Genomic DNA, 13,135 nt, shown 5'->3' on the forward strand with positions numbered 1-13,135 from the left:
TCTTTTTTATTACAGCCTGCATCGTGTCCTGAATCTTCTGCACTTCTGCTTTTTTCAGGTTCTTCACGACATACACTTTATTTAATGCACCCATTTTTTCACTCAGTTCCACAGAAATATCCCAAAAACCGGTTTTATTATCCACTGAATATCCGGCAATCGTTCCGATCGTTACCCCTTTCGGGAAAATTGCTGATTTTCCATCTGTAACAACAGTATCACCTACTTTTAAAGCAACATATTTAGGAATATCTGCAAGATGCATTACCCTTGAGTTATCTCCATTCCATGTTAAGGTTCCAAAATATCCGGAATTTTTTCAGAGCAGCATTAATTCTGATCTTATTGACACTCAATACAGATTGAACCAATGCATAACTGTCTGTAGAATTGATTACAATCCCCGCAATACCTCTAGGTGCCATTACCCCCATCTGAGGAAAGACACCGTCTCTACGGCCACGGTTGATTGTAAAATAGTTATTTCTTCTGTTGATACTGTTGAAAACAATTTCACCATCAACAAAAGTATAGATCTGACCTCCTCCGATGGTATCATGTACTCTCTTGAAAACTGGGTTTTTCGCCCCGTCTTTACCATACAGTTCTGCCATAAGGGCTTTGTTCTGAACCACAAGATCTTCATTGATCTGTTTTAGCTTCAGATAAGAAACCCCTTCATCGATATACCCGGAAATCCATGAATTCAACGCAGCCGTTTGGCCCGCAATCCAGGATCTCTGCATGGCATTTCTAGAGAATATCAGAACCAGAGCAATAATTTGCAGGAATATAAAGAAGACAAAAAGTGTGTTCTTCGAAAATAATCTCAGCAAAAATCCCATTCAGATATATAGTCGTAAAAAGTTAAAATTATTTAATTAAGAAATTGAATTTATCCATATTCTTAAGGGCAATACCAGTTCCGCGAACTACAGCTCTCAACGGATCTTCTGCTACAAATACAGGAAGACCTGTCTTTTTGTGGATTCTGTCCGCAAGACCTCTTAACAATGCACCTCCTCCGGCAAGATAAATACCAGTTTTATAAATATCAGCAGCCAATTCCGGTGGTGTAAGAGAAAGTGTTTCCATTACAGCATCCTCAATTCTGATGATAGATTTGTCTAATGCACGGGCAATTTCTTTATACCCAACCATAATTTCTTTAGGTTTACCTGTAATAAGGTCTCTACCTTGTACCGGGATATCTTCGATGTCTACATCAAGATCTTCTACAGCAGAACCTACTTCAATTTTAATTCTTTCGGCGGTTCTTTCTCCAATATAAAGGTTATGGTGAGTTCTTAAGTAATAAGCAATGTCATTGGTAAATACATCACCTGCAATTTTTACAGATTTGTCACATACAATACCTCCTAAAGCTACTACAGCAATTTCAGTAGTACCTCCACCTATATCAATAATCATGTTTCCTTCAGGCTTCTGTACGTCGATCCCAACTCCTATAGCAGCTGCCATTGGTTCGTAAATTAACCTTACTTCTTTTGCGTTGACTTTCTGAGCAGAATCTCTTACCGCTCTTTTTTCAACTTCAGTAATACCAGAAGGAATACAGATTACAATTCTTAATGCAGGCTGTATGAATTTACCTTTGATTCCAGGAATTTTCTTGATAAATTCCTTAATCATATGTTCAGAAGCGTGAAAATCAGCGATAACCCCATCTTTCAATGGACGAATCGTCTTGATATCCTCGTGAGTTTTCCCTTGCATATGCTTAGCCTGTTCCCCTACAGCAATAGGTTTACCCGTAGATCGTTCAATTGCAACAATTGAAGGCTGATCTATAACAATTTTATTATTGTGAATGATAAGGGTATTAGCTGTTCCCAGGTCTATCGCAATTTCTTGCGTAAACATATCAAATAAACTCATATTTTTCTTCTGATTTTAAGTTTACAAAGATATAAATTAAACACTACTAAAGAAATTTCCCACCAACTTAATTTGGTTAAAATTTTATTAAAATTTATAATTCTTTATTAACTTTCTGTTTAGATAATTACAGAGTTTGATTTCAACTAAAATTAATGGAACTCCAAAAGGCTAAAAAAGTTAAAGAAAGCTAAGAAAAAGAATAGGAAAATTTGCTCAATCTGCATTCTCTATCTTTTTCAGCCAGTCCTATAGTTTTTCACGATAATTATCATATACATTATCAGAGGGTGGTTAATTAAAAAAAACGTAAATTTGCCGTTGCTTATGTTACAGTATTCCAACATCCATCGAACATCAAATTTTGCCGTGCTTTCTATAAGCTATGAAAAAGCTGATGTAGAAACGAGAGGAAAGTTTGCATTCTTTGATGAAAACATCAAAAACTTTGTTTCCCGCGTCCATCAGGAAGATCTTGGGGATGCATTTGTAGTTTCCACATGTAACAGGACTGAGATCTACACCACTTCTTCCAATTATCTTTTAGTAGCAGAAGAATATTGCAAAACCATCGGAGTAAACATTACAGATTTTCTTCAGTTTGCCAATATTTTGACTAAAGAAGAAGCTTTGATACATCTCTTCAGAGTTGCTGCCGGCCTAGAAAGCCAGATTATTGGTGATTTTGAGATTATTGGGCAGATCAAAAAAGCATACAGCCGTTTTAAAAAAGAGAGACAAAATTCTAATCCATATCTGGAAAGAGCAATCAATGCAGCTATTCAGATTTCTAAAAGGATCAAGAACGAAACCGGGATTTCCAATGGAGCCGCTTCTGTTTCTTATGCAGCTGTTCATTATATCCTAAACAACCAAAAGAGAATTGCTGAAAAGAACATTCTTCTTCTTGGAGTAGGTGAGATTGGACAAAACACCGTTGAAAACCTGGTAAAACATGTTTATCAGCCAAAAATTAAAATCGCAAACAGAACTCAGGAGAAAGCTGAAAAGATTTCTCAAAAATATAATATTCCTCATGTTGACTATTCTGATTTTGACAAGGAATTAAAAGACACCGATATTCTTATCGTGGCTACAGGGGCCAAACACCCCATTATCAACCAATCTCATTTTCCGAACGGAAAAGAGACTTTAGTGATAGACCTCTCCATCCCTCATAATGTTGAAAAGAATGTTACTGAAAATGAAAATGTAACGTTAATTGATGTTGATGAGCTTTCAAAACAGATCCAAGAAACGATCCAGCAAAGGGAAAAAGAAATTCCTAAAGCCGAAAAGATCATTAAAGAACTGATGAAAGATTTTATTGAATGGGAGAAAAAAAGAAAACTAGCACCAAACATTCATCATTTCAAAGCGGTTTTAAAAAACATGGAACGCAATGAAATGCATAACTTTTATAAGAAAAATAAATATATAGACATTACGGATATGGAGCTTTCTGATAAAATGATCCAGAAAATCACCAACCGTTTTGCAAAATATATCATCGATAATCCTTTAAAAGCCGAAGAAATTAGTAAATTAATGCACGAAATATTAGTTGAACAACCAAACAACGAATTCAATGAAAAGCATTAGAATCGGAACAAGAAATTCCGCACTTGCACTTTGGCAGGCTAGAGAGGTTGCGAGGCACCTTCAGAACAACAATTATTTAACAGAGATTGTTCCTATCGTTTCTTCTGGCGATAAGAACCTTAATCAACCTTTATATTCATTAGGAATCACCGGGGTTTTCACAAGAGACCTTGATGTTGCATTATTGAATGATGAGATTGATATTGCTGTTCACTCTTTGAAAGATGTCCCTACCCTGTTACCTCAGAATATTGAGATGATAGCCTATTTGGAAAGAGATTATCCACAAGACATTCTGATCAGAAAAGAATCTGCAAAAAACAAAGAACTTCATGAGCTGAAGCTTGCCACAAGCAGCTTGAGAAGAAGAGCTTTCTGGTTAAGACATTTCCCGAATACCGAGTTTTCTGATATCCGTGGAAATATCCAGACCCGTCTTCAAAAACTTGAAGATGGAGATTTTGATGCCACTATCCTATCTTTAGCCGGGATCAAAAGAATGAAAATGGAAATTGATTATGAAATGCTGCCTGTAATGATTTCTGCTCCATCTCAGGGCGTTATTGCAGTTGCAGGACATTCCGATAAACCGGAGATCAATGAAATCCTGAGACAGATCAATCACCAGCCTACTCAGATCTGCGTAGAAATAGAAAGAAACTTCCTAAGTACTTTGGAAGGAGGCTGTACAGCACCTATCGGAGCCTTTGCTGAAATTATTGAGGATCAAATCCGCTTTACGGCAGCACTTTGCTCTCTTGATGGTAAAAACTGCATTGCTATTGATGAGAACTTCGAATACAAATCGGAAGAAAATTTTGGAGAAAAGTTCGCAAAGGTAGTACTGGAAAACGGCGGAAAAGAATTAATGGCGGAAATCAAAAGCCAGATCTAAGATTTTCACTTCAATTTTAGATTTTTAATTTCTTTTTAACCCTTTCCATTTTCTAATCCAACAGACATGAAAATCTTATTTACCAAAAATATAGACCAAGCAACAATATCCAAAGAATTAGGAGAGGATATTTTGGTTGATTGTGTTGAGGTAATTAAGACCAAGCCTATTCTGATCAGCCCATTTGATCTGAAAAACTATTCACTGATCTTTACCAGCGTGAATGGTGTGGCTTCATTTTTCAAAAACAAATTTAAGCCTAATGAAAATTTCACGGCTAAAAATTACAACAAGATCTACTGTGTTGGAGAGAAAACCAAGAAAGCATTAAGAAAACACGGCTTTGGAACATTTAAAGTAGTAAGGAATGCAGATGCTCTTTCAAGATTCATTATCGGGAACTGCCAGCATGAACAGTTTCTTCATTTCTGTGGCAATCTTGCCATTAATGTTCTTGACAAGGAGCTTCCTCTTCAAAATATTAAGTATAAAAAGATTACGATCTACAACACCGAGGAAATCTATCCTTTAATTTCTGAAAAATATCATGCCGCAGTATTTTTTAGTCCAAGCGGAGTTCGTAGTTTTGCAAAGCAAAATTCCCTGAAAGAAATGAAGCTGTTTTCTATTGGAGAAACCACGTCTGGGGAATTGAGAAATTACACTCACGAAAACATTTTCACATCTGAAGAAAACACGCTGAATTCTATCTTTGAGCTGATACGAAATGAAATAGTGAGCCAACTTTAAAATATCTGTTACCGGATTTATGCGGTGATATTAGTTTAAATAGATTATGATAAAAAACGACCTATATTTAAAAGCACTTCGCGGAGAAACCGTTGAAAGACCTCCTGTCTGGATGATGAGGCAGGCTGGAAGATATCTGCCGGAATTCATTGCCTTAAGAGATAAATATGATTTCTTTACAAGATGTCAGACACCTGAACTAGCGGCTGAGATTACTATGCAGCCTATCCGTAGATTTCCTTTAGACGCAGCGATCCTGTTTTCTGATATTTTGGTAGTTCCACAGGCAATGGGAATCGATTTCAAAATGAAAGAATCTGTTGGACCTTGGTTAGATACACCAATCAGAACTATGGAACAGGTTCAGAATATCGAAACTCCGGACGTGAATGATACTTTAGGATACGTTTTTGATGCTATTGAATTAACACTTCAGAAATTAGATAATGACATTCCGTTGATTGGTTTTGCCGGATCTCCATGGACTATACTTTGCTACTGTGTAGAAGGAAAAGGAAGTAAAGCTTTTGATATTGCAAAATCTTTCTGCTTCCAACAGCCTGAAGCAGCTCATTTATTACTTCAAAAGATCACTGATACAACAATTGCTTATTTGAAGAGAAAAGTGGAAAAAGGTGTTTCTGCTGTACAAATTTTTGACTCTTGGGGAGGAATGCTTTCTCCAACGGATTATCAGGAATTCTCCTGGCAGTACATCAACCAGATCGTTGAAGCATTAAGCCCTCTTACTCATGTGGTGGTATTTGGAAAAGGATGCTGGTTTGCATTGGAAGATATGACTATGTCTAAAGCTTCAGCTCTTGGTGTTGACTGGACGATTAAGCCAGAATTCGCAAGAACATTAACTAACCATACAATGACTCTGCAAGGAAACTTTGATCCTGCAAGATTACATTCAACTCCTGAAACGATCAAGAAGATGGTGAATGAAATGATTAACCGCTTCGGAAAAGACAGATATATTGCTAATCTAGGACATGGTATTCTTCCTAATGTTCCTGTTGAAAATGCTGAGGCATTCATCAGAGCAGTTGTTGACTGGAAACCAAATTCTGAATTTTAATACAAAATGAATATAACATTCTAAATAAAAAGCCTCATAAGTTTAAAACTTATGAGGCTTTTATATCAAAAATAACCTATGGAAAATGAAAAAATCCCGGATTTGAGGATTTCATGAACTTTGTGAATCAAACCAGTGAAGAGAAAAAACAGGAAATCAATGTTGAGCTATATGACAAAATCTCTATATGCGTAGACCAAGTCATTGAATACAAGAAAAATGGAGATATAGGTCTTTTTATTGAATCATTTAAGAAGCTTAAAGAAATTGCTTTGGAATGCGATAATATAGATGAGATCACTGATATCTTACTGTACGAAAGAATTTATGCCGCTCATTCAAAAGAATACAGCGAATTTTTCTCAGATATCACAATCCCTCAAATGTATGGAAAAAGCAAAAAGAAAATTTTCAATATATTGAAAACGCCCTATTTGCTCAGGACGGCGGTAAAAAGGAGCAAGCTTTGGTTATCTATATCAAAATAGCGAAAGAACATGGCGAACATCAGCTAAAGATTCTGAATTTTATCGAAAGAAACTATCAACGCTTTTCTCAAAATCAAAAAGTCCTTTTCTGCATGCTGACTGATGAAATATTAAATCATAGCCCACATGCTAAGAGAATCAAAAAATTAATGAATGTGAAAGAATACTCATTAACTTATGGAGATAATGATACTCCTGAAAACATTCAAAATAATAATTCCCGAGATAAAAAATGGTGGAAATTCTGGAAATAAAATATAAAAAAACCTCTGAACAATCAGAGGTTAATTTTTATTACGACAACATTCGCTGTGCTTTCTTCACTCCTTCTACCAAAAGGTCTATTTCTTCAAAAGTATTATAAACAGCAAAACTGGCTCTTACGGTTCCAGCAATATTAAAGAATTCCATAATAGGCTGCGTACAGTGGTGCCCCGTTCTTACAGCAACGCCCATTTTATCCAGGATCATCCCTACATCAGAAGAAATCCCTACTCCTTCCAGATTAAAAGAAACAACACCTGTTCTCTTCGCTTTTTCACCATATACTTTAAGACCTTCAATTTCTAAAAGGTGTCTTTGTGCATATTCCAATAAAGCATTTTCATGATTCTGGATATTCTCATGCCCTACTCTGTTCATAAAATCAACAGCAGCTCCCAGAGCAATATTTCCACCCACATTAGGTGTTCCTGCTTCATATTTAAATGGAAGTCCTGCGTAAGTTGTTCCGTCAAAAGAACATGTTGCAATCATTTCTCCTCCTCCATGGAATGGTGGTAAAGCTTCCAATATTTCACGTTTTCCATATAGAACTCCTGTTCCCATCGGAGCATACATCTTATGTCCTGAGAATACAAAGAAATCACAATCTAACTTCTGAACATCAATATTGAAGTGAGGAGCAGACTGCGCCCCATCAATAACGATATATGCGGCTGAATTTTTTCTTGTTTTGGCAATTATTTCTTCAATAGGGTTTACAATCCCCAAGGCATTAGAAACCTGATTTACAGAAACTATTTTAGTTTTTTCACTAAGAAACTGATCAAGATAATCTAATTGAAGGATACCGTTTTCGTCAATAGGAATCACACGAAGTTTTGCACCTGTTCTTTCACAAAGCAGCTGCCAAGGAACAATATTCGAGTGATGTTCAAGATAAGAAATAATGATCTCATCGTCTTTTTGTAATTTTTGTGTTAAAATATAAGCGATGAGGTTCAATCCTTCTGTTGTCCCTTTAGTAAAGATTACTTCAAAATCGTGTTCAGCATTAATGAATTTTTGAATCTTTCTTCTGGAAAGCTCCATTTCTTCCGTTGCTAATTGGCTTAATGTATGAATTCCTCTGTGAACATTCGCATTAAGTTCTGTATAATATGCGTGACAGACTTCTAAAACCGAATTTGGCTTTTGAGATGTAGCTGCATTATCCAGGTAAACCAATGGCTTACCATTCACTTCTCTGTCCAATATAGAAAACTGGCTTCTTATTTCATGAATGTCAAACATTTATTTATTTTTTAAATTAAAACGTCCTTATTTAGAACTCTTCAAATTTACGGCTTTTTTTTCGAAAGGAAGTATGAAGATACAGGATGATACTTGTCAGCCGATAGAAATATTCAATGATTTATAGTAAAGAAAGCTGATAAGATGAGAAGATAAAATGTTGCGGCTCAGCTTCTGAACAAAGAACAAAAAAACCTGTCAATAAATTGACAGGTCTTGTATTGTTTAAATAAGCAATGCTTATTCTGCAGATTTCTCTTCTGTTGTTGGAACGTCAGGAGATTGAGTTGCAACTTCTTCTGCTTCTTCTTCATCTTCTTCATCCATTGCTGCAGCACCACCTTTCATTGCATTTCTAGACATCTTAACAGCAACTACAACTGCGTTGTCTGGGTGCATGAAAGAATATCCTTCAGTTTTGATACCACCGATGTAAAGTTTGTTACCGATTCTTAATGGAGTAACATCTACAACCACCTCGTCAGGTAGGTTAGCAGGGATCGCTTTTACTTTTAGCTTTCTGAAAGACTGACGTAAAACACCACCAGCAACAACACCTTTAGAACGACCTGTAATTCTTACTGGAACCTCCATAACAACTGGCTTATCATCAGATAATTGATAGAAGTCAATGTGAAGAATTTTGTCAGTAATTGGGTGGAACTGAATATCTTGAAGAACTGCTGGAATTGTTTTTCCGTCAACTTCAATAGATACCGTGTGTGCTTCAGGAGTGTATACTAATCCTTTGAAAGCTTTCTCTTCAGCAGAGAAGTTTAAAGGCGCTTCACCTCCATAAACAACACAAGGAACTAATTCAGCATCACGTAAAGCTTTTGTAGACTTTTTGCCCACGCTTTCTCTTTTTGTACCTTGAATTGTAATAGATTTCATTTATAAAAAATTTAAAAATTTGTTCTTATTTTAATTTGCAAACTATTAAAAATCAATTAAATAACAAACTTGCTACTGATTGATTTGTGCTCATGAACCATGGTCATAACATCCGCAAATAACGGGGCGCAAGATAGCACTTTTATTTTAGATGACAAATTATTTTTAACAGGAATTGAGTCAGTTACAATAACTTCCAAGATTTTTGAGTTCTCAATATTCTCGTAAGCCTTTCCTGACAGCACTCCGTGAGTTGCCATAGCTCTTACTGTTTTTGCTCCTTTCTCAATCAGGATGTCCGCTGCTTTACAAAGAGTCCCTGCAGTATCGATCATATCATCAATAAGAATTACATTCTTACCTGTAACATCTCCAATAAGGAACATTTCTTCTACAACGTTTGCTTTCTTTCTTTCCTTATAAGCAATTACTACTTCTGCCCCTAGGTGGCCTGCATAGTTTTTCGCTCTTTTTGCACCTCCCATATCCGGCGAAGCAATGGTAAGATTGTCAAGATTTAAAGATTTAATGTAATCAACAAAGATCGTAGAAGCATAAAGGTGATCTACCGGAATTTCGAAGAATCCCTGAATCTGATCTGCGTGAAGATCCATTGTCATTATTCTTGTTGCTCCTGCTGCTGTAAGAAGGTTGGCAACTAACTTAGCACCGATCGGCGCTCTTGGTTTGTCTTTTCTGTCCTGTCTGGCAAGTCCGAAGTAAGGAATTACAACGGTAATGCTCTTTGCAGAAGCTCTTTTCGCTGCATCAATCATTAGAAGAAGTTCTAAAAGATTGTCTGCAGGAGGGAATGTAGATCCGATTAGGAAAACTCTTCCTCCTCTTACAGATTCGTCCAAAACAGGCTCAAATTCCCCGTCGCTGAACTCCTGAAAGTTGATTTTTCCTAATTCTTTCCCATAACTCTGGGCAATTTTCTCTGCCAAGTCCCTGCTGGTTCTTGTACAAAATAGATAACTTAACTGATCGGCCATTTTTACTTTTTAAAAGATTTTGCAAATTTAAAAAAAAACCACAAGATTTACTCCTGTGGTTTCTAAGTTTTTATTTAATCAATAATTATGGTAGTGTAACTCCTGAGTAATTATTAGGGTTTACAAGTGGTAATGATGATTTATAAGTTGCATTAATGGCATTAATAAATTCATTAGCAATAACAGCATATCCTCTACCAGTTAAATGCACTCCATCCAATGAGAATGCACCTCCGGATACAAATTTAGCGGTATATCTTACTCCATCCCATGAAATACCAGAATCTCCAGCTAACAGCTTAAGTTTAGCATTCGCATCCACAAAAGCATATCCTTTTGCTGTAGCTGCAGCCTTAATAGTTACGTTATAAGCATCAATAGCATCATTGATTTCCTTAATCTCAGATGGGATCAAAATATATTTATCAGCAAACGGATAAGCAACCCCTCTAGCTCCAAGCGACGATGGAATTCCCGGAGGAAGAGTCTCCACTGAACCAATAGCAGCTTTAGTTGTTAAAGGAACAAGATCTCCTGATTTCGCTTGTCTTGCCTGACCATAAGTAGCTCCAAGATAAGGAGCAAGCATCACTAAAGTTGGATTTCCAGAATTTGCAGCTGCAAAAGTAATCTTTGCTCCTAAGTCTGCTATACTTTCATCCTTAATAAGCAATGGATTAGCAGCTGTTTTAGAAAGAGGCTGAATTCTGTCTCCAGCACCTAATGCTGTTAAAATCTGGCTTAATGGGCCATATACGTTTTTATTTAAATCATCAATGGCAGCTTCTCCAGCAGCAACATTCCCTTTACCTAAAACAGCAGCCGTCAAAGGATTTGTCGGTATCGTTGTCAAAGAAGGAATAGATGTTACACTTGGAATATTAGCAATAACCCCTTTCGCTTTTGTTGCTTCAATTTTAGAAATCAACAAATCGTAATATTGTTTAAACTGAGCAGGAGGTGTTAAAGTCTCCACTGAACTATCAGCCCCAGCCAAAGCATATAATAAAGCATCATTATTTCCAATCCACAATGAGAAAAATGTAGGATTTTGACTTACGAAGTCCTCAATTACAGATGCGTTAGGTGACGAAGCAAACCTCACAAAATAAGGGTTTGCCGTTTTTGTTGCTATTCCCGCAACATCACCATATTTCGGTGCTAATAAATGAGCTACCTTTGCTCCCGGAACTCCCATATTATTGAAGGGTCCTTTCACAAAATTGGTAACTAAATTAGCTGCTTTATTATCATTGACCGGACCGATATCAGGAGCTCCATCAACGAAACCTTTTATATAAAGCTTTGTATCCTGAATCTGAAGTGTAGCACTTCCTCCTAGAGGAAGAAGTAATCCTCCGTTATTATCTCCCATCAAAGGCTGCTTAAACTCTCCACCGCCTACAAGTTTCATTTGCTGGGCAATCATAGATGGATAAGATTCGTTTTGCCCATCTATATAAAGCGCTCCATCTCTATATCCGGAAGTCAGTGAATTTCCTAAAGCAACATACTTTGAGAAATCGGCACTTCCTTTTGACACTTGTATATCTTTTACATCGGTATCAAAATCAGTTTTACAGCTTGTTACAGTAAAAAGAAGCGCAGAAACTGCTATTGTCGATATTATAATTTTTTTCATAGTCTTTTAAATTAAAAAGGATTATAAGATAAACCTAGACCAAAATAGAACGCTCTTGCTTTCGCTTGTCCGTAGAATCCAAGATTAGCATTGTTTACATTTCTATATTGAGGCATTGCATATCCTCCTGCAATGTCAACTCCAAACTGTTTCAGTTTAAATCCTACCCCACCTGTAATTACATAGGTATCAAAAGAAGGAGTTTCCGGAATAAAGTTTTCGTTAGTATAAGGAGACTCATCATAATATGCTCCTAAACGTCCATAGATCATATTAGTGAATGCATATTGAGTACCCAATCTGAATGTTTTAGAGTTTTTGAAGTTCTTAGGACTCACAAGAACAGTAGGATCTGCTTGATTTCCGATAGGTGCATTCGCAAAATCCAATACTAATTTACTATATCTTTCCCATCCGTGGTAGTTGAAGTCAGCAGAAACCTGCCATTTTGGTGTTACTTTATAAGTTAGACCGATAGTATACTCTTCAACCAACGGAAGTGTAGCTGTGAACCCATCCTGGCCAGCAGCATTTAATTTTAATAAGGAATAAGGAGTCTGAGTTGGGAACTTGAATGTAGCAGTCCCATTTTTAGCTTTCATATCAATTGCTGAACGGTAAGCGATACTTACATCCAGTTTTGGATCAGGTCTGAAATAGAAACCGAACCCATATCCATGTCCACTAGCTTTATCGTCATTGATATTTACCTGCCCGTTAAATTGTGTCACAGCTTTATCCCAATCCACTTTTCCTCTTGCGTAGATATAACTCGCTCCAAAGGCCAACCAAGGAGCCAGCTTCACAGAAACCATCGGTTGGAAATAATAACTCTTCAGTTCTAATTTCTGTACCATTTCTTTGCCTTCCCAATTATCCGGCCATTGAATCGTACTTCCGAAAGGTGTAGAGAAACTGAAACCTACAGATAGGTTTTCTATTGGTTTATAAGTAATCGCTGCATAGATCGGGGTCCCAAGCGGATTATCCGTTTCTGTACTCTGCAAAGTATTTAAGTTTTGAAACGTAACTTTATTACTTGCACCAAATCCTCCCGCTACTACACTCAGCTTGGAAGGAATAAATGACATACCTGCCGGGTTGAAGAATGTCACACTTGCATCTTCGGCATGAGCACTAGTATGCGCCATGGCCAATTGTTTTACCCCCTGCAAAGAAACTCTGAAGCCTCCTGCGTAAGATAAAACGCCCGCCAATAAAGCAGTTGATACTAATATTTTTTTCATAGACTATTATTATATAACCCAAATATAAAATTATTTTGAATACGTCTGTTAATATTTGCCAACATTTTAAACAATATACAAAAAGAAAACTATGTTTAAAATAGCATTCTAGACATAATAAGCC

12 protein-coding genes and 1 pseudogene are annotated in these 13,135 nt (G+C 36.6%); 6 read left to right on the forward strand and 7 right to left on the reverse strand.

The genetic code is table 11. The annotated features are described in order from the left end of the window. Position 1: 1 nt before the first annotated feature. Positions 2-845: pseudogene (gene mreC / locus H5J24_RS22350) on the reverse strand (rod shape-determining protein MreC); the annotation flags it as partial. A gap of 28 nt (positions 846-873) precedes the next feature. After that, positions 874-1,899, reverse strand: a complete 1,026-nt coding sequence (locus tag H5J24_RS22355; RefSeq protein WP_045491741.1) for a rod shape-determining protein — start codon at positions 1,897-1,899, stop codon at positions 874-876. A 327-nt stretch (positions 1,900-2,226) separates the two neighbouring features. On the opposite strand from H5J24_RS22355, the gene hemA reads away from it, so the two are divergent. The 6 genes from hemA (at position 2,227) to H5J24_RS22385 (ending at position 6,972) form a co-directional block, all read left to right on the forward strand. Beyond that, on the forward strand, positions 2,227-3,501 hold the full coding sequence (gene hemA / locus H5J24_RS22360; RefSeq protein ID WP_068940760.1) for a glutamyl-tRNA reductase: 1,275 nt from the start codon (positions 2,227-2,229) through the stop codon (positions 3,499-3,501). Further along, positions 3,488-4,396 (forward strand): hydroxymethylbilane synthase, encoded by a 909-nt coding sequence (hemC, locus tag H5J24_RS22365; protein WP_068940762.1) that lies wholly within the window; start codon positions 3,488-3,490, stop codon positions 4,394-4,396. Before hemA ends, hemC begins: the two co-directional genes overlap by 14 nt. Positions 4,397-4,462: 66 nt before the next feature. Further along, positions 4,463-5,146, forward strand: coding sequence for a uroporphyrinogen-III synthase (locus H5J24_RS22370; protein ID WP_068940765.1), 684 nt, complete (start codon positions 4,463-4,465; stop codon positions 5,144-5,146). Positions 5,147-5,192: 46 nt separating this feature from the next. After that, on the forward strand, positions 5,193-6,230 hold the full coding sequence (gene hemE, locus H5J24_RS22375) for a uroporphyrinogen decarboxylase (RefSeq protein WP_068940767.1): 1,038 nt from the start codon (positions 5,193-5,195) through the stop codon (positions 6,228-6,230). A 122-nt stretch (positions 6,231-6,352) separates the two neighbouring features. Continuing rightward, positions 6,353-6,718 carry a hypothetical protein gene (locus H5J24_RS22380; protein WP_232815874.1) on the forward strand — a complete coding sequence of 122 codons (366 nt, stop codon included), beginning with the start codon at positions 6,353-6,355 and terminating at the stop codon, positions 6,716-6,718. Beyond that, entirely contained in the window at positions 6,697-6,972 is a 276-nt protein-coding gene (locus H5J24_RS22385) for a hypothetical protein (protein ID WP_232815875.1), read from the forward strand. Before H5J24_RS22380 ends, H5J24_RS22385 begins: the two co-directional genes overlap by 22 nt. A 40-nt stretch (positions 6,973-7,012) precedes the next feature. On the opposite strand, the gene H5J24_RS22390 is transcribed toward H5J24_RS22385, so the two are convergent. The 5 genes from H5J24_RS22390 to H5J24_RS22410 form a co-directional block, all read right to left on the reverse strand. Then, a complete protein-coding gene (locus H5J24_RS22390; RefSeq protein WP_068940771.1) occupies positions 7,013-8,233 on the reverse strand; it encodes a cysteine desulfurase in 1,221 nt (406 codons plus the stop codon). Between the two features lie 240 nt (positions 8,234-8,473). Then, positions 8,474-9,127 carry a 50S ribosomal protein L25/general stress protein Ctc gene (locus H5J24_RS22395; protein ID WP_068940773.1) on the reverse strand — a complete coding sequence of 218 codons (654 nt, stop codon included), beginning with the start codon at positions 9,125-9,127 and terminating at the stop codon, positions 8,474-8,476. Between the two features lie 56 nt (positions 9,128-9,183). Beyond that, positions 9,184-10,122: a ribose-phosphate pyrophosphokinase gene (locus H5J24_RS22400; protein WP_066694282.1), complete on the reverse strand. Its 939-nt coding sequence runs from the start codon at positions 10,120-10,122 to the stop codon at positions 9,184-9,186. An 85-nt stretch (positions 10,123-10,207) separates the two neighbouring features. Then, positions 10,208-11,764 (reverse strand): SGNH/GDSL hydrolase family protein, encoded by a 1,557-nt coding sequence (locus H5J24_RS22405; RefSeq protein WP_068940775.1) that lies wholly within the window; start codon positions 11,762-11,764, stop codon positions 10,208-10,210. 11 nt (positions 11,765-11,775) lie between these two features. Beyond that, positions 11,776-13,011, reverse strand: a complete 1,236-nt coding sequence (locus H5J24_RS22410; protein WP_068940777.1) for an OmpP1/FadL family transporter — start codon at positions 13,009-13,011, stop codon at positions 11,776-11,778. Between the last annotated feature and the right edge of the window lie 124 nt (positions 13,012-13,135).

The sequence above is a fragment of the Chryseobacterium capnotolerans genome (assembly GCF_021278965.1).
GTDB lineage: Bacteria > Bacteroidota > Bacteroidia > Flavobacteriales > Weeksellaceae > Chryseobacterium > Chryseobacterium capnotolerans.